This window comes from Robertmurraya sp. (genome assembly GCF_036676585.1).
Taxonomy (GTDB): Bacteria; Bacillota; Bacilli; order Bacillales; family Cytobacillaceae; genus Robertmurraya_A.
This window is the reverse complement of the sequence record NZ_JAKFCQ010000019.1, coordinates 1-17,898: the sequence shown is the minus strand read 5'-3', so window position 1 is coordinate 17,898 and position 17,898 is coordinate 1. Positions and strand designations below refer to the sequence as shown.

Annotated in this window: 20 protein-coding genes; 15 read left to right on the top strand and 5 right to left on the bottom strand. The window is 38.3% G+C overall.

Going from position 1 to position 17,898, the window contains the following annotated elements; translation table 11 throughout:
• Positions 1 to 270 precede the first annotated feature (270 nt).
• The 3 genes from ACGLXV_RS01445 to ACGLXV_RS01435 all read left to right on the top strand — a co-directional run bounded on the left by ACGLXV_RS01445 (position 271) and on the right by ACGLXV_RS01435 (position 2,744).
• Positions 271 to 705: an SMI1/KNR4 family protein gene (locus tag ACGLXV_RS01445; RefSeq protein ID WP_391557210.1), complete on the top strand. Its 435-nt coding sequence runs from the start codon at positions 271 to 273 to the stop codon at positions 703 to 705.
• Positions 706 to 910: 205 nt separating this feature from the next.
• Positions 911 to 1,387, top strand: a complete 477-nt coding sequence (locus ACGLXV_RS01440; RefSeq protein WP_391557209.1) for a UPF0158 family protein — start codon at positions 911 to 913, stop codon at positions 1,385 to 1,387.
• A gap of 292 nt (positions 1,388 to 1,679) precedes the next feature.
• A complete protein-coding gene (locus ACGLXV_RS01435; protein WP_391557208.1) occupies positions 1,680 to 2,744 on the top strand; it encodes an S-layer homology domain-containing protein in 1,065 nt (354 codons plus the stop codon).
• Positions 2,745 to 3,265: 521 nt separating this feature from the next.
• Here ACGLXV_RS01435 and ACGLXV_RS01430 read toward each other — a convergent pair.
• Complete coding sequence (locus tag ACGLXV_RS01430; protein ID WP_391557207.1) at positions 3,266 to 4,405, bottom strand: chymotrypsin family serine protease; 1,140 nt, start codon at positions 4,403 to 4,405, stop codon at positions 3,266 to 3,268.
• Between the two features lie 217 nt (positions 4,406 to 4,622).
• Between ACGLXV_RS01430 and ACGLXV_RS01425 the strand changes: the two genes are divergently transcribed.
• From ACGLXV_RS01425 to ACGLXV_RS01400, 6 genes are all read left to right on the top strand, one after another.
• Positions 4,623 to 4,931 (top strand): transposase, encoded by a 309-nt coding sequence (locus ACGLXV_RS01425; protein WP_391557206.1) that lies wholly within the window; start codon positions 4,623 to 4,625, stop codon positions 4,929 to 4,931.
• A 96-nt stretch (positions 4,932 to 5,027) separates the two neighbouring features.
• Complete coding sequence (locus tag ACGLXV_RS01420; protein WP_391557205.1) at positions 5,028 to 5,333, top strand: hypothetical protein; 306 nt, start codon at positions 5,028 to 5,030, stop codon at positions 5,331 to 5,333.
• Positions 5,334 to 5,466: 133 nt separating this feature from the next.
• The gene (locus tag ACGLXV_RS01415; protein ID WP_391557204.1) at positions 5,467 to 5,799 is read left to right on the top strand and encodes a hypothetical protein; all 333 of its coding nucleotides are present in this window, start codon (positions 5,467 to 5,469) and stop codon (positions 5,797 to 5,799) included.
• Between the two features lie 42 nt (positions 5,800 to 5,841).
• Entirely contained in the window at positions 5,842 to 6,174 is a 333-nt protein-coding gene (locus tag ACGLXV_RS01410; RefSeq protein WP_391557203.1) for a hypothetical protein, read from the top strand.
• Between the two features lie 247 nt (positions 6,175 to 6,421).
• Positions 6,422 to 6,808 carry a hypothetical protein gene (locus ACGLXV_RS01405; RefSeq protein WP_391557202.1) on the top strand — a complete coding sequence of 129 codons (387 nt, stop codon included), beginning with the start codon at positions 6,422 to 6,424 and terminating at the stop codon, positions 6,806 to 6,808.
• Between the two features lie 383 nt (positions 6,809 to 7,191).
• Positions 7,192 to 9,003 (top strand): aldehyde ferredoxin oxidoreductase family protein, encoded by a 1,812-nt coding sequence (locus ACGLXV_RS01400; protein WP_391557211.1) that lies wholly within the window; start codon positions 7,192 to 7,194, stop codon positions 9,001 to 9,003.
• An 801-nt stretch (positions 9,004 to 9,804) separates the two neighbouring features.
• Here the strand turns inward: ACGLXV_RS01400 and ACGLXV_RS01395 are convergent.
• A complete protein-coding gene (locus ACGLXV_RS01395; protein ID WP_391557201.1) occupies positions 9,805 to 10,146 on the bottom strand; it encodes a Spo0E family sporulation regulatory protein-aspartic acid phosphatase in 342 nt (113 codons plus the stop codon).
• Positions 10,147 to 10,365: 219 nt separating this feature from the next.
• On the opposite strand from ACGLXV_RS01395, the gene ACGLXV_RS01390 reads away from it, so the two are divergent.
• Together ACGLXV_RS01390 and ACGLXV_RS01385 are read left to right on the top strand one after the other, a co-directional pair.
• Positions 10,366 to 10,563, top strand: coding sequence for a hypothetical protein (locus ACGLXV_RS01390; RefSeq protein WP_391557200.1), 198 nt, complete (start codon positions 10,366 to 10,368; stop codon positions 10,561 to 10,563).
• Positions 10,503 to 10,955: a reverse transcriptase domain-containing protein gene (locus ACGLXV_RS01385; RefSeq protein WP_391557199.1), complete on the top strand. Its 453-nt coding sequence runs from the start codon at positions 10,503 to 10,505 to the stop codon at positions 10,953 to 10,955. The genes ACGLXV_RS01390 and ACGLXV_RS01385 overlap by 61 nt, the downstream gene beginning before the upstream one ends.
• 461 nt (positions 10,956 to 11,416) lie before the next feature.
• On the opposite strand, the gene ACGLXV_RS01380 is transcribed toward ACGLXV_RS01385, so the two are convergent.
• From ACGLXV_RS01380 to ACGLXV_RS01370, 3 genes are all read right to left on the bottom strand, one after another.
• Positions 11,417 to 12,187, bottom strand: a complete 771-nt coding sequence (locus ACGLXV_RS01380; protein WP_391557198.1) for a cysteine hydrolase family protein — start codon at positions 12,185 to 12,187, stop codon at positions 11,417 to 11,419.
• A 385-nt stretch (positions 12,188 to 12,572) separates the two neighbouring features.
• On the bottom strand, positions 12,573 to 13,220 hold the full coding sequence (locus ACGLXV_RS01375; protein WP_391557197.1) for a nitroreductase family protein: 648 nt from the start codon (positions 13,218 to 13,220) through the stop codon (positions 12,573 to 12,575).
• Between the two features lie 362 nt (positions 13,221 to 13,582).
• Positions 13,583 to 13,972, bottom strand: a complete 390-nt coding sequence (locus ACGLXV_RS01370) for a DUF7002 family protein (protein ID WP_391557196.1) — start codon at positions 13,970 to 13,972, stop codon at positions 13,583 to 13,585.
• A 49-nt stretch (positions 13,973 to 14,021) separates the two neighbouring features.
• On the opposite strand from ACGLXV_RS01370, the gene ACGLXV_RS01365 reads away from it, so the two are divergent.
• The 4 genes from ACGLXV_RS01365 to ppsA form a co-directional block, all read left to right on the top strand.
• Entirely contained in the window at positions 14,022 to 14,588 is a 567-nt protein-coding gene (locus ACGLXV_RS01365; RefSeq protein ID WP_391557195.1) for a DUF4256 domain-containing protein, read from the top strand.
• 161 nt (positions 14,589 to 14,749) lie between these two features.
• Positions 14,750 to 15,133, top strand: coding sequence for a VOC family protein (locus ACGLXV_RS01360; RefSeq protein ID WP_391557194.1), 384 nt, complete (start codon positions 14,750 to 14,752; stop codon positions 15,131 to 15,133).
• A gap of 728 nt (positions 15,134 to 15,861) precedes the next feature.
• Positions 15,862 to 16,095: a hypothetical protein gene (locus tag ACGLXV_RS01355; RefSeq protein WP_391557193.1), complete on the top strand. Its 234-nt coding sequence runs from the start codon at positions 15,862 to 15,864 to the stop codon at positions 16,093 to 16,095.
• 59 nt (positions 16,096 to 16,154) lie between these two features.
• Positions 16,155 to 17,898: phosphoenolpyruvate synthase (gene ppsA / locus ACGLXV_RS01350; protein WP_391557192.1), on the top strand; the 1,744-nt coding region annotated here is incomplete at its 3' end.

The window sequence follows — 17,898 nt, the reverse complement described above, 5'->3', positions numbered from 1 at the left end:
GATGAACCGTTGTTAAGCCAATATAGAATAGAGGCAGAACATATAGAAAAATTAAGGGCAATTATAGTCAATTATATCCAGGACTAAAATTAGTTCTATTCCCATAAATGCTAGAAATTTATGCTAAGCTATCGGGGATCGAAAGCAGGGAACGGGATCGGCATCCGTCCACTGCTTTCATTGCTGAGGTAACGGAGTTTAGTGGAAGAAGGAACTGTTTATATTGAAGTTGAATGTTTTCATTAAGCAACTGAGGTTGGGGGTTATTTTATGAAAGATGTAAGAGACCTAATTCATACAAGGAAAATAGGAGTGGATGAATTAGATATAAAAGCAGCAGAAGATAAGTTAGGTGCTGTTTTTCCAGAACAATATAGGGAACTTTTCAAATTAGTTAATAATGCTGAAATAGGTGAATGGATACTTTATCCTATCAAGGACCATAGAAATCCTAAAAAGACTTGGGATGATATTGTTAGTCAAAACAATGAAGTTAGAGAAGAAGAGATGTCTAAAGACTTTATTGCAATCGGTGATGATGGTTCAGGAGATAAATTATGTCTAAAAATAAATAACGGAATAAGGGAGGATGTAGTTTATCTTTGGTATCACGAAACTGGAGAAATTGAAGAATATGCCCCTAATTTGAAAGAATTTATTATTTTAATTTCTGAAGAAGAAATCGATGATTTGGAGGACGAATAAATCCTTATTAAGCTAACGAAGATCGTTAGTTGAGGAGCTAGTTCCATGCCTAGATTAACAGTGGTTTTGGATTTTTGGGAGCATAAGAGTAGAATACCTTTTACAATATAACAAAAATCTCATGTTGTGGATTGGAGAAAAGGAGAAATGTTAGGCGGTAGTGAGCAAAATGACAACGTAAACTATGGAAAGGACAGGAATAAAGATGATCAATAAAAAGCCGGTGAAGTTGGATGACCTAGTGGGTGAAATTGAAATACAAATAAATGATACGTTTACATACATCAACACCCAAACAGGAGAGGTGATCACATTATCGGAAGAAGAGATCCGTGCGGTAGAAGATGAGAAGCCAATCGAGAACTTTCCTGATTGGCAAAAAGTGAATATTGAAAAAGCAATAGAAATATTAGAGGATGAGGACGGGGTCTACCTCGATTTCACATTAAGGAACGAGTACCATGAGTATGAAATTATAGAAGAATTTATTGGGACTGTTATTGAAGAAGAGATTCGAGAAGCATTGTATGAAGCCATTCAAGGAAGAGGGGCATTTCGGAGATTTAAAGACGGAATCATAGAACATGGTGTTGAAAAAGAATGGTATGAATACAAGGATAAGAAGATAAAGGAATTAGTCATTGAATGGTGTAAAGAGCATGACATTACAATAGAGGAATGAAGATCTACCCTTCGATCCTTGCATTATGATCTGGATAATCAATTGAATCAGAAAGCTATCGATTCCTTAAATGCCAGTGGATGAAATGGGAGCGACGGAATCAACACCATCACTCCTTTTGATTTCCTTTCTGAACAAACTGGCAGGATTGTGCAATAACCGAATTTGATAAGACAGAGCTATGATCATTATAACCTCTTCCTCATAGGCTATTAAAAGTGAATTCTAGATAAAAGGATATTGATACTCTTGTGTCAAATATGTTTAGCAGTCAAATTTTAGGAGTGGGGAAATGAAAAAGTTATTCTTTGCATTGAGTATCCTGTTTCTTGTACATGGCTCTGCATATGCAGAAACAGGATTCTCAGACGTTAATAGTCATTGGGCAAAAGATACCGTTCAATGGGCAATCGAACAAAAAATCACTAATGGGTATCCAGACGGTACATTTCGACCTAATAAAAACGTTACCGAAGCTGAATTCTTAGCTTTGTATATCAACGCTTTTTTAAATAGTAAAGGAGATTTAGATAAACAAAATGAGCATGTCCATGTGAAAGAACATCCATGGTTTGAACATGTATATCAAGTATCCAAAAATTATAGTCTACCTATAAAAAGCACTCCAAATAAGCCCATTATCCGCATGAGAGTAGCTGAAGTAGTAGTTGGTGGGCTTGGAGTTAATTTTGAGGAAGAACGTGCAATAAAGTATTTACTTGTTAATGGTTTATCAAGCGGAAAGTCTGCACCTACTGTGGAAGGATTTAAGGGCGCCGAGGCAATTACACGGGCGGAAGCATTGCAGTTTATTAAAAACATTAAGGAAAAAGGAATCGATGAATTAAAAAGCAGACCTACCGAACTTTCCGATTGGGTCACAATGGATCGTAAATATGAAGAATACGCAGAAACTCATGAATCTCTAGCCACTATGTTAATACGAAGGCTTAAGGAAGCGGGAAATATTGTTCTTCCGACGGGTTATTCGCAAGAATATGTGGATAGCCGCATCACCGAAGTGTACCAGTTGGTGAAAAATGCTGAGATGGTGGACAACGGAAAGAAAGTTCGTATTTACCTTCCTCAAAAGTTTAAAGAGGATGAATGGGTAGTAGTGGAAACATATGATAGGGTTAATGGTTCGGTGAAAGAGTATTTAGAACCTTGGTCGACAAAAATACCAGTTTACAAAGAATATACGGTTGATTCTACATTCGCGTTCTCAATTAGCTTAAGAAAAGAAGGTCAAATTGGTGCAGCTCCTTTTGCAAACGGTGGATATAATAGTAAAACAAAAAAAATAAGTGTCAATAATAAAACTATCGAAGAAAATGTAGTTCTTACAAATGAATAATTTTCCAATGTAAGGGCGGCTTATAGTCGCTTTTATTTTTTAGCCAAACCCTGCTCTTGTTCAACTATTGGAGATCGATTGTTGAGGAGCAGTATGTCATCGCTGCTCCTTATTAACTAAGGGCAGAATAACCTAATAAATTGCTTTTTACTAAAAAATACTATTCATACGTTAATCTAATCATTGGAGTTGATTTACTAATTGAAGCAGATGTGATTCATCTCAAAATATCATGTCAGTCCCTTCGAGATCATGCTCTTTTAAACTTTCTGTATTCCACTGGCTGTCGTGTTGGAGAAGTATATCGATTAAATAGTACCTCCTATTTTATTAAAGGGTCCGTTGTGTAACGGGACACCTCGTATGTTAACAGGAGGTACTTTTCTTTTTCAAACACCGTTTTAATTCATTACAGGAATAGCTCCTTTTTAGAATAGTGGGCAATGCATTCTACCCAAAGAGAGAAACGAATGGCTCTTTATATTTGGGTTTCATTTCTAATTTTATATGCTATACCGAAATTAACTTAGGGACTTAGGAGCTTTTATTCTTACTACTTTGATACTATCTAATTGAGCTTTAGTAAGAGGTTTTACATATGCAAATTTATCTTTCATAGGGAGCTTTTTGACCAATCCAGCTTTAAACTTATTAGAACCTACTGGTCTGGCAATCGTTGCTTGGAATCGTTGCAATGCAAATACAATAGGAAAGGTAGCCACTTCGAGCCCATCTTCAGATGCAGCATAAGTACAAGAGACTGCAAAGTTAGACTCTTGATCTAACCAAACAGAACCAGAATCTCCACCAGTAGCGGTAGGGCGGCCATCTTGACTTCTAATGACGGTTTGGTTTTCGAATAGTACGACACCCAGTTGTGGGAGGGAATCATAAATGGCCGTTTGTGTTACATTAATCGACTCCACAACCCCAGTGGTAAACCCTGTTCGACGGCCCGTTTTTTTAACTTTCATACCAACTGGATAATTGGCAAAATAACCTGGTATTACAATATATTGAAACGGGGTAGCAAGGTATCGTGGATTGAGAAGATTGTTGGTAAGTGGTCTGGCAATCGCTGCATCCACATAGTTAACCGCGGGCATACGCTGGAGAGGGACAAATGCAGAGGCATAACCCACTCTGTCTCTTGGACTGACCCCATTATCCGCTGGCCCTGGTTGTATGATTTCAGAAATTTCAGTGCTATTATTTTTAATTAAAACGTGATTATTTCCAAAAATAAATAATTGTGACCCTCTTACTACATTGATCCCTGCTGTACCTGTAGAATTTGGCATAGTTTTACCGATGCTAACCCCTCCGGGAACAGGACGAATTCTGTTACGATAGATTTGTGTTAGACGGGGTTTTTCTGAACTTATTTCTGGAGCAGTTGCTCTAAACATTCCAGATGGAATCACACGAATGGGTACATTGGTATTAAAACCAGTTGCTCTGATCGTTGAAGAAATTGCAGCATGTAAGGAAGAAATTTTAGATTTTGACAAATTCTTAAGAGTATAAACATTGATCCCCGCCCCTTTCGCTGGGCGATTAGGATTCGCAAATCCAACTCCGATCGCTACAACTTCTGGTAGAGTAATAACCTTTGGACTAATTTTTTCTTTTGCCATCACAGCATTACGAAAACTGGCCATATTCATTCTCCTTTCATAGCAATGATTCATTATATGCGAAATCGTTTTCGCGTGTATGATGAATTATTAAATATAGCTTTTTAGATGAAAAAGGACGATTATCTCTGATGTAAGTTACCCAATGTAAAAATAAGTTATATAACTAGTAAATTAATCCAATTGCTTTCTTGTTATATAAATCCAATCTAAGGTTTTGACATATCTGGGAAACAGGAGCATGGTAACCCGTGCCGGGCATAAACTTTCGCCCTCCATGCGGTTGTGCCTTGCAAGGACACGTGCATGGAAAGAACTTTATAAGCAACGAACAAGTGTGGAGCGGTGTAACTCTCGATTAAAAGAGCATCTAACGGCAAACCGCATCCAAGTTAGTGGAATTTACAAAGTGAAGACTCATGTTTATTTCAATGTGATCGCTTTATTAGCAACAGCACTCGCTGTTGCTAAAGCGAAGAGGAATCGCTTAAAAAAGCAAATCTCAAAAATTCTGCCCGTCTGCCCTTTTATAGATATCAGCTTTACTTGAATAAAGCAAATTCTCATGATTCATGCTTTCTTTGCTCTTTTTCTAGTTTCAATTAGCTATTTTGCAAAAGGCTCAAATAAGAAAAAAGGGGTAAGGATGAAACAGGTTACCTTAAGCCGTAAAGATGTAAGAAAAACAGTAGATCTTGGAGGGGGATTTGAGCGCCATGATTTTTATCCAACTATTCAAGGAAACACATACTATTCTTTTACTTTTAATGCTGGAAACTTAAAGCCGATCAGTGCTAGTTTTGTTGGATCTTTTAATGGTCAGGGTTTTGATCCTTACTGGATGATGAGTTATCCTTTTGGTCTTAATGCTTGGAGAGTAGTGGTCCATAATCCGAGTAATCTTTCAATTTTCTCAGGGTTTGCAGGATTTTATTTCATAACGAAAACTTAGAAGCATGCAATCTATTCTTTGTGATAAATGATTGTAAGTGAGCAAAAAACAAACTAATTTCCTAGAATATGTGTCCAATCAATTTCTCATTATCTTACATTTACTATATACAAGAATGTGAGGAGGAATGACTATGAAGAGAAAGGGAACTAAAAGAGGAAAAGTAATCACTTTAACTACGAAACACGCACGAACAAAACAAGATCTTGGGAATGGATTTACAAGATTAGAGTTCTTAAACCTTCCTATCCCTGCACGGGGATTTCGCACATTCCGTTTTTCAGGAATGGAAAGGAATGTAATTCCAATTAGTGGCGGATGGTTTATTACGAATGACACTACACAAGATGCATGGGTGACAGCCAATTATCCACAGACTTCCAGAACTTGGATAATTACCATGCTCAATCCGACCAAAGTAAATCGAACAACTCAATTTTTCGTGATTGTTAAAAACCCATCATAAAGCTTACATTTACTATAAACAAGAATGTGAGGAGGTATGACTATGAAGAAAAAGGGAATTAAAAGAGGAAAAGTAATCACTTTAACTACTAAACACGCACGAACAAAACAAGATCTAGGGAATGGATTTACAAGATTAGAGTTCTTAAATCTTCCTATCCCTGCAAGGGGATTTCGCGTATTCCGTTTTTCAGGAACGGAAGGGAATGTATTTCCGATTAGTGGCGGATGGTTTATTAGTAATGACACTACACAAGATTCATGGGTGACAGCCAATTATCCACAGAATTCTAGAACCTGGATAATTACCATGCTCAATCCGTCCACAGTAAATCGAACAACTCAATTTTTCGTCATTGTTAAAAACCCAGCCTAAAGGTAAGACATCATCTTAAACATTGTCAAATTTATACTGGTACAATAAATCATTGTGTTCTATTCACACCAGCTCACGTACGGTTTGATGAGGGGCGCTGAAATAAAGAAAGCGGCCCAAAGGTCGCTCAAAATTTTCAGTGCTCTACTCTACTTCTCTAGAAAAATCTGCAAGTTTATTAGGGGATTTATCCAAGCCATCTCTCTCAACATTGCATTTACTATAAGTAAGGATATGAGGAGGTAAAATGATGCATAAAAAACTAACTCTTAGAACAATAAACAAGAATAAAAATTCTATAAAAAAGGTAAAAGTGGTTAAATTGACTTCTAAACAGGCAAAAATAAGGCAAAATTTAGGAAATGGATTTACTCGTTTGGTGTTTGGTCCTTTCACTATTGATCGATTTCAAACTAGATTAATAAGATTTGAAGGATCGGAAAGAAATGTGCATCCTGTTAGTGGCGGATGGTGGTTCCAATACCATCAAACTGGTCCTGAGGGCGAATTAGTACCAGGTTTTGCAACTTCAAGTTATCCACAAAATGATCGAGATTGGGTAATTGTACTTCGAAACTCATCTCGACTTATCAGGCAATTCCGAGTACTTTTCATAGTTAAAAATCAAGAGTAACCGATAGAAGAACCGCAGGAGGTTTCAAACGCCGCCGCCGCCGATAGAGGAGATTTCAAAAAATTAGATTTTTAAAAACATAAACCATTGTGTGTCTGTTAAATTATGGAACATAATGGTTATTTGTATTTAATAACTTTATATAATATTTGGTTTTAAAAATATCATCATGGTTTTAAAGTTGCTTATAGAGTTTTTCGCACGTATATGATAGAATATGTTCACAACAAATATAAAAAAAGTAATTGGCATGGATGATGGTAACGCTTTCTTGGTTATTCATCATTTCTTAATGTCATGAAATATCGTGGGTTCATTTGGAGATTTACTCAACCGACATTATTGGAGGGCAATTATAAACAACAATGAAGGAGGTTTTTATGTTGAATTTAGGAGGCTTTAAAAATCGTGAGATTCTTGTCAACTTGACTACAGGTTTAGTGGATTACAGGAAGATTAACGAAGAGGATGCACGAAAATATATAGGCGGACGCGGATTGGGTGTAAAGTATGTCCTAGATAACGGGCCTCAAGTATCCCCTCTCTCTGAAGACAATATTCTTTGTATGATGACAGGTCCGGTCACCGGATCCAGAGTATCGATGAGCGGTCGGCTGTGCTTTGTAACCAAATCTCCTTTAACGGGTACCGTGACCGATTCCCATATGGGGGGATGGACTGCGGCGCGATTGAAGTGGGCAGGCATTGATAATGTCATCATTAAAGGAAGAAGCGACAAACCCGTTTATCTCTATATTGAAAACGGACAAGCAGAAATTCGTGATGCCTCATCGGTTTGGGGATTAAGCACGCGTGAAACCGTAAAGGTATTTAAAGAAAAATATGGAGAAAAAGATTTGAGTGTAGCCTGCATTGGAATTGCCGGTGAAAATAAAGTGTTATACGCTGGATTTATGAATGAACATGACCGGTCTGCAGGTCGCGGAGGAACGGGAGCAGTAGCTGGGGACAAGATGCTAAAGGCGATTGTGATCAAAGCTGCACAAAAAGGAAACATGCCGGTTGCGGCTGATGAAGAGGCATACAAGCCGGCCATTCAAGCAGGGTTGAAGGCCATCATGGAGAGTCCTGTTACGGCTCCGCGCAAAGGCGGCCTTTCCGTCTACGGTACGAATGTTCTGGCCAATATTATGAATACGGTAGGTGCCATTCCAGCCAAAAACTCTCAGTACAGCCACTTTGAAGGGACGGAAGGGCACAGCGGGGAAACGGTTAATGCTACAATCCTTATAGCCGACAACGGTTGTCATGCTTGCCCCGTAACGTGTAAGAAAGAAGTTGAAGTAAAAGAAGGAAAATACAAGACGAAAACGGAAAGCTTCGAATATGAAACGGGTTGGGCCCTGGGAGCGAATTGCGGTTTGTCTGATGCCAATGCGATTGCCTTCATGCTCAATCAGTGCAACGAATATGGATTGGATACCATTGAAATCGGGAACGCCTTATCGGTGACGATGGAAGCTTATCAACGCGGATTGATCGATGAGCGGGTTGAGTGGGGTGACGCCGACAAAATGATCGAATTGATCGAAAAGGCCGCTAACCGTGAAGGATTTTTGGGCAATGCGATTGCCGATGGGCCTGGCCGTGCTGCGGCCCGCTATGGAGCTCCGGAAATGGCGATGGTAGTGAAGAATCAGTCGATTCCGGCTTATGATCCGCGTGGAGCCCAAGGGATCGGTTTGGGCTATGCAACAAGCAACCGGGGGGCTTGCCACTTGCGAGGCTATACGATCGCTTCGGAGATTATGGGCATTCCCGAACCAACCGATCGTTTAAAGCCGGAAGGAAAGGGCGAATTATTGAAGATTTTCCAAGATCTCCATGCTTTTTCCGATTCGATGAATATATGCAAATTTTCCGCTTTTGCTGAAAATGCGGACCTTTATGCCGATCAATATTCAGCCATGACCGGGATCAAATTATCGGCTGACGATGTTTTGAAAATCGGAGAGCGCATCTACAATTTGGAGCGTTACTACAATAACCTGGCCGGTTTCAATACCCGGGTGGATGACATGCTGCCGAAGCGTTTTCTTGAAGAGCCTGCATCGGGCGGAAGCGCTGGATCGGTTTGCCATTTGGATGTCATGCTGGATGAGTACTATACAGCCCGCGGCTGGAATGAAGGGGTTGTACCTGATTCAAAATTGAAACAACTGGAAATCGTTTAATGAATGAAAAAAGGACTAGCCGCCTGAATGCATGGCTAGTCTGGTTTTTTTATGCGAAAAGAGGGTTCCCCAAATAAGCTAGGCATTTGGGGACTGTTGACATAATAGAGGGAGTTCATGAGGACTCTCTCTGTTTTATTTTTTAGTGATTCCGCAGGGAGAGTTTCGTAACGACCTTCCTCGCCAGCCGTACTAATAACTTCGACATGGAACCCCCATTTTCATTCTCTGTGGTGCCGTGAAGGGGCATGGATGACGGGATTCGATAGTTCAGGAGCAGTATTATTGCTGCTCCATTTTTCTTTACTGAACGGGGATCATTAGTTAAATAACCAAAGCCCGATTTCTCTAGACAATAATTCGGGCTTTTTATTATGGAAAACTCTTAACGTTGTAAATCCACATTTTCCTGACGCTACCCCTTAATAAGGATATTATGATCATTTTTGAGAGATTTCGCTCGATTCATTAAGGTACTTTTCTTCAAAGCAATCCAAGCATAAAGAAAATTCCTCTTTAATCTCAAAGTCCGTCAACTTGACCTCGCATATTTCACATTTTTTATCCATAGCAACAAGATTCATAATATATTTTCCTTCCTCTCAAAAGTATAAAGTCCGGTTGTAATCAAGAAAAAAGCGACTCACGATGAGCCGTAACCTAAGCGACAAAGATGGTGCAAGAGGTGAAATTAAGACACCAATATATTAACAGATCATTATTAATTTAATGTTAACGATTATTTAAATTTTTTATATTTTGGATAAAATGATGTGTACTACGTTAACCCCCAAAAATACTTTATAGCCTTGGAGGATTAGACGGACCTCCATCAACTGTCATTTGCTTCTCGTGAAAAAAGAGAGAAAAAAGCCATACATGATGAGGGAGAAACCATAAATAAGGTAAAGTAATTATAGTCATCATAAAAACGCTAATAGGGGAGCTTTCTATAGATATTTCTGTATCATCATATATTGTTTGTTTGGATAACCAATAATACTGGTTTAACTTATGATCGAGTAATTGACTTATGGTAACTAGGTCTGGATCGGTTAACTTCTCCTTTTGGTTACCTAATTGATTCATTTGATGCCTTAACATCATAATCTCATCATTAAGAAACTGATGTTTTAGGTTCATAAAATCACCTCTTGACCACGTAATGAATATTTTGATTCACTACTAGGAATTTAACATAAACCAATGCTTTCAAACCATATTTTTACATAAAAATAACAAAAAATTAGCAATATTATAACAATAAATGGAATTGGATTATAGATTGGATCGTTATAATGATAATTAACACAGTGATGAGGTAAAGGTTGAAATGAAAAACCATATGAGGAGGGATTAGCTATGAGTTTAGCAAGTTGGTCAGACATCATGGGAATTTGTAATGATCCATTGATTGGTTTTCAGCAGAAAGGGCCCGAATATTATCCTATTAAAACATCCTCTAATCAAATGAAAAAAGAATGTGCAGACCAGACATTATGTGGGAAGCATGGAAACGAGTCAAGGCAAATCGAGGGAGTGCAGGAATCGATGATATAACAATTCAACACATTGTACAGGAATACGGGGAAGAGCAATTCGTGAGAGATACACAACAACAGTTGCTGGAGAATGCCTATCGTCCCAAGCCAGTAGAAAGGAAGGATATACCCAAGGGTGATGGGAAAACGCGCCCGTTAGGAATACATGTAATCTGGGATAAACTGGTACAAATGGCAACGAAAATTGTCCTTGAGGTGATATTCGAGGCGGACTTCAAAGATTGTTCCTTTGGGTTTCGACCGAAACGAAGCGCAAAGCAAGCGATTGAGCGGATACACAAGACGGTGAACTATGGGAGAGTGTATTGGGTGGTGGATTTAGACATCACCGGGTACTTCAACCATATCCCGCATGACAAATTGCTCAAACTCGTGGAACAACGATTTTAAAGACTTTTACTTGTCTATTTAACCATTATACCATTTTTGCCCATGCAATCCCACAAGGGGATTTTCGGGCAAAGCCGATTTTCATCCCACGAATGAATCCTTGGGCTTTCAATCGGCAAAATTCTGTAAGAGTTGCATTTGAATATGTCTGTGGAATACCGCCTGCATTGTTGACAGTTATCGGTATTAACTGGATTTTAGAAGTCGATAGTAATGATCTTGAAACATTACTTCAACGTCCTGTAACGCCAAGTAAGGAAGCATTGAATAAATTAATTCTTTCTCTAAGTGAATAATAATTATCAACCTATTTATTGCTAACAGGGATCGATTGTTCAGCATGAGCAGAAGCTATTCTGCAGTTTAGTTCAATAAAAACCCATTTTTAAAATATTGCCAGCTACTTTACAGTGTATCTACAATTTCTCACAAATAAAATAAAGCCTCCAAACTGGAGGCTCTTATCTATGAGCAGATTTCATTTTGTTTATAGTCTCATTTGTAGACCATGAAGCACTGGCTATCATACGAAAATTTGTTTTTGCAGCTTTATCCCCATCCAAGTCTTTCATTTTTGCGGAAGCTGTGGCATCGTGAACTACTGCCACTTCAAATCCCTGTTCAATTAGTTCGCGCAAATGAGATTCGACGCACAGGTTCCCGGACATGCCTGCTAAAATGACGCGTGTAATTCCCTGTTTTCGCAGTTGCAAAACTAAGTCATTGGCTTCGGGTCCATAAATTTTATGCGGACTTGTGATTACGGTTTGCCCATCTTCAATATAGGACTTATATTTATCCAAAAAGTCGGCACCAGAACCTTTAAATCCTTCAAGTGATAACGGGGATTTACGTTGATACATTTTTAGATTATGCATCGCATGTTCCATAGCTCCCCCAAACATCCATTTTTGGTCATAGGGATAATAGTAATGAGGGGACACAAATACTTTAAACTTATTATCTTTTGCTGCTTTTAATAATAATTCGATGTTCTCAATGGTATGATTTTCGGCAATGCTTTCTTTAACTAAATCCCATGCAACACCTTTTGGGCTTAAAAAGTCATTTTGCGGATCTGTGATTACCAAAGCGGTATTGTTTTGTTCTACTTTCATTTCCGGTGATGGAAGTGGTGCAGTTTGTGCTGCTACAGTATTTTGATGAAAACTATAAAGATCAGCATTGACAAAAAGCGAAAATACAAAGAAACACTGTAGAATTTTTCTCATGGCGATCTCCTTACATTTGGCATACGCATATTATGTCTCTTATTCAATGGTTGATTCACAGGGGGTAAAAGTATATCGTATTAACGGTAATCAAGAGAGGAATCGTCTACTAATTTTTAACTCTTACAAAGAAACAATGTTAAACGGTTATGGTGCGTTATTTTTGACCTTTTATTTGACGATTAGGCGTAAGCCCATGTAAAAGAAATGCTCAGCAAGGCTGTTAGGCATTCTTCTTTCTTATTTTGTTGAAGTAAAGGGAGTTTAGTGAAAGAAAAAATAAAACCGATATTCCTTGATACAGGAAATATCGGCTTCTGTTTCCAAAAAAAATTCTTATCGTTTGTTCCCATCTTTTCTTACTGTTACCCCTGTTTAGAATCGACTATAAAATAAAATGCAGAATTTCATCTACTTCTTTCCGAGGTAGTTTATTTGGATATTCTGTAGGATACCCAAGTGCAATAACCATGTTTATTTGTTTTGTTGAATCAATATTCAAAAAAGATCTTATTTGATCTTGGGCTGCTAGTATCGGACCTGTCATGGCGCATGTTCCTAATCCCATGGCATGTGCGGCAAGCATTAAATTTTGAGTTGCTAAACAACTACTTTTTATACCCTCCTCTTCCCAAACAGATGCATCAACGAAACTTATCGGATCAAATATTTTTTCTCTAAATTTCGACTTATAAGGAGTAGCAAGAGAAATGATCAGCACAGGGGCATCGGTAAAAGCTGTTGCATAAGGACCAAAAGACTTAACTAAGAGCCGTGCCTCTTTCTCCAGTCCATTTTCTTTTGCTTTTTCGGCGAACTTATGTAATTGGTTCCAAGTAATATCAGAGATTTCTTTGATTTTGTCTCGATTCATAAGAGCGATAAACTCCCATGTTTGAGAATTTGTATCGCTTGGTGCATATCTAGCACAATCTATTAATTCCTTCACAGATTCTATATCTACAGCTCGATCTGAAAACTTGCGGATACTTCTTCTTCCATGAAGGATATTTTTAAAATGTTGATATTCCACGAATTCACCTACTTTATAAAGTGTCAATATTATCATAGCACAATGACAAAGCCTTTACAGCATGAATCCGCTAACGGAGATTGATTATTTGACAAACTGAGCTACATCCGGCATTCCAGTTTTTTGTTCCGATCGGGCAGTAATGTTAAAAATAGAGGGTAGAATAATCTAATAAACCTTGTTAAAGGGGTAATCTGTTTGGGGAATGCGTCTGTTGGTGTAGCTATTCTTGTAGGTGCAGTAATATCAATTTTGTTGGGAGTGTACTTGTGGAAGAAGGGAGACCCAAAAGAACCATTTTGGTTAGCCTTCCTTGATGTGATTGGAGATTTATTAACATTGAATTTCCCTGTTTTTTTCACTTATCGGGCTTGGGCTGTGTTTTTATGGCTAATTGGGTTTGGAATCTTAATAATAGCAATAGTGGGGTTAATAGTTTTAGGATGAGCTCCCGAATTATGATTGGTGAGATAAGTCTTGTCTATATATTGGTTTAATAAAGCTAAGGAATTTATACGTAAAATCATCATGTCAGTAGTTTTATATCTTTTTATCATGTCTTTTAAGGCAGTTTTACTTCTCCAGAGAAATACCAGTTGATTTAAATGCTTCCGAAAATCAATTGCATTCTGTTCACTACCATAAGCTTTTTTGTCATCATTTATAGGTAGTTGGAAATTTATCCTAACTTTTTGACCTTTGTAAGTGACATCAAAGGCATTTCTTCTAAGTTTACCAGCCAAAGCGTTCATTACGAGTCCTTAATCCATTCTGAGTAAAAACAATAAGGGGGAAACTAATATGACAAATAGAAATAAGGAGTTGTCACTAGAACAACGTGAAGAATTACTCAGAGCATTGAAAGCCCGTTTTGAGAAAAACATGAACCGCCATAAAGGGTTTGACTGGGCAAAAGTCCAAGCAAAGCTGGAAGCTAATACTGAAAAACTGTGGTCGCTCAATGAAATGGAAAGAACTGGCGGTGAACCGGATGTTATTGGTCATGATAAGAAGAAGGACGAATACATTTTTTATGACTGTTCAGCGGAAAGTCCTAAAGGTCGCAGAAGTGTTTGTTACGACCGTGAAGCACTGGAGTCAAGGAAAAAACATAAACCAGAAAATAACGCTATTGATATGGCTGCTGCCATGGGCATTGAGCTTTTAACGGAAGAACAATACCGGGAGTTGCAGAAACTTGGAAATTTCGATACGAAAACATCGAGTTGGGTGAAAACACCTGTTAATATTAGAAAACACGGCGGAGCCATCTTTTGTGATCGTCGCTACGACACTGTCTTTGTGTACCACAATGGAGCGGAATCCTATTATGCTGCCAGAGGTTTCCGTGGCTCGCTAAGGGTCTAAATTTTGCACAGACAGCTAAATTTGAAATTTGAGATACTGATTAAAGTGTTATGATAAATTTGGAACAAGACTTCTGACGAATGTGTGTGGGTTGTTTTGCTTGTAGCCAGATTGTTACCAGAGCAACATATATGGCAAATATCAAAGGAGGCAAAAACAGTATGAAAATTATTGTTACCAGTATATTCGTACGAGATCAAGACAAGGCACTGGAGTTTTATTCAGAAACTCTGGGCTTTGTAAAAAAGCATGACGTTCCCGTAGGAGAATTTAGGTGGATAACGCTTGTTTCTCCCGAGGACCAAGAAGGTACCGAGCTTTTGCTCGAACCGAATAACCATCCAGCCGCCAAAGAGTATCAAAAGAAGATATTTACCGAAGGCATCCCAGCAACAATGTTTGGCGTTGCAGATATTCGTAAAGAGTACGAACGATTATTGGAAAACGGCGTGAAGTTTACTATGGAACCGACAAAAATGGGTGAAGTCACAATAGCTGTCTTCGACGATACATGCGGCAACCTTATTCAGATAGTGCAGAAGTAACTTTATGTCGAAATAGTTGTTCGATGAAGTGTTTTTATCAACAATTAAACAACAACTTTATGTATAACCCTGTCCTAATTTTAGGACAGGGTTATACATTTTTAAGGTTTAATAATAAATGACATTGTTGTCATTCCCAATATAAGTGTACATTGTGAATAAGTTCACTTAAACTATCGGAGATCGATAGCAGGGAACGAGATACGCATCCGCCCTATGCTCCGTTGCTGCGGTGACAGGCGGACGGGTTAATGTGATAACACCTTTAGGTGGAGACCTAATATACTTTAAGGGAGTAATGGGGATATGTCATGTTATTAAACAAGATAAATTTAGTCTATTTTTAGACTAGGCATGACGGTTAATTTGTTTTACTAAACATTCGATAGTAGGGGAATGGGGTTCGGCATCCGTCTCCTGTTTCGTCGCTGTGGTAACGGGCAGCAGGATAGTTTAATAAGAGCTTGATATCTCATATTAATACAAGGTATTTTGGGGAAAATAAACAGATTAAATGGAAAAAAGTTGATTTTAACCATATTCATTGTGGGCTAAAAGCTATTTGAGCTGCTTTCGAGGGGATGAACCGGGGCATCAGATTACTGTATGGTAAGGTCGAGCTATTTTTTGAAAATTGAACTCTTCCTAATTTAATTATAGCATACAAAAAATGGAAAATATAGACTATTTATTCTCATTTACTACTGCTAAAATGCAATAGAACTTTAATGAGATTTGTTGGAGGGATAACAGGTAAAAGAAAGTGGCGGGCACTCGCAACAGTCTTGTTAACAATGTTCTTTTCTTCCATGGATCAAACAGTAGTATCTACTACAATGCCTACCATTATTGGTGATTTACATGGATTTAATTTATATGCTTGGGTTTTTACTTCCTATATGATGGCAGCCGCAATTACTGTTCCTATTTACGGTAAATTATTCAGATGTATTTGGTCGTAAACCGTTCTATTTATTATCAAAGAAACCAAAAGAAATGTAATGGTTAGGAGAGATATAGAATGAGTTCTTTGGTTCTCGGTTTTCAGGAAATGGAAAATACACAGCTTTTGCTCGTTGGCGGAAAAGGGTTAAATTTAGGGGGATTATCAAAAATTCTAGGAATACAAGTACCAGAAGGATTTTGTGTTACAACAGTGGGTTATCAAAAAGCCATCGAACAAAACGAAACGTTTCAAGCATTGTTGGATCAACTAACACTGCTAAAAGTAGAGGATCGAGATCAAATTGGTGAAATCAGCAGGAAGATTCGACAAATCGTTATGGAAGTAGAAATTCCTTCTGATGTTGTGAAAGCAGTTGCTCACTATCTCTCCCAGTTTGGCGATGAACATGCTTATGCAGTGCGTTCTAGTGCGACTGCTGAAGATTTACCACATGCCTCTTTTGCTGGTCAACATGACACCTATTTAAATATCGTAGGAATTGAAGCAATCTTGCAGCATATCAGCAAATGTTGGGCTTCCCTATTTACGGATCGTGCGGTAATCTACCGAATGCAAAACAGATTTGACCACAGCCAAGTTTATATATCCGTTATCGTTCAAAGGATGGTTTTCCCACAGGCTTCAGGGATTTTATTTACCGCTGATCCGATTACTTCTAACCGAAACCTGCTATCCATCGATGCCAGTTTTGGACTTGGAGAAGCACTGGTCTCTGGCTTGGTATCTGCCGATTGTTATAAAGTACAGGAAGAGGAAATCGTCGATAAGATGATAGCAACCAAAAAATTGGCTATCTATGGACGAAAAGAAGGCGGAACAGAGACACAGCCAATCGATCCTGATCAGCAAAAGTCTCAAACACTTACTGACCAACAAATTTTAGAACTAGCACGCATAGGAAGACAGATCGAAGCTTATTTTGATTGCCCACAAGATATTGAATGGTGTTTGGTTGATGATACATTTTATATAGTCCAGAGTCGGCCCATCACTACTTTATACCCGATCCCTGAAGCGAATGATCAAGAAAATCACGTCTATATATCTGTCGGTCACCAACAAATGATGACCGACCCCATGAAACCATTAGGATTGTCTTTTTTCCTGTTAACGACTAATGCACCCATGCGTAAAGCTGGTGGAAGGTTGTTTGTTGATTGCACACCTCGTCTAGCTTCACCTGTCAGCAGAAAAATGTTATTAGATGCCATGGGACAACACGATCCGCTCATAAAAGACGCACTCATGACCATAATAGACCGAGGAGATTTCATAAAATCTTTACCAAATGATAAGCAAGAACAGAGTTCCGGTAAAAGCAATAAAAGTGTGTCGTCTGCGGATTCTCAAGCACAATTCGAAAACGACCCGACAATCGTTTCTGATTTGATTAAGCGTAGTCAAACATCGATAGAAGAGTTAAAACAAAACATCCAAACGAAATCAGGATCAGATTTATTTGATTTTATTCTAGAAGAAATCCAGCAATTAAAGAAGATTTTATTTGATCCACAAAGTTCAGCTGTATTTATGGCTGCTATAAATGCTTCATCATGGATCAATGAAAAAATGAACACGTGGTTAGGTGAAAAAAACGCAGCAGACACGCTTTCTCAATCTGTACCAAACAATATTACTTCGGAAATGGGTCTGGCGCTATTGGATGTCGCCGATGTGATTCGTCCATATCCAGAAGTAATCGCTTATTTACAACAGGTAAAAGATGATAACTTTTTGGATGAACTAGTTAAGTTTGAGGGTGGGCAGGAAACCCAAGACGCTATCTATGATTATCTCA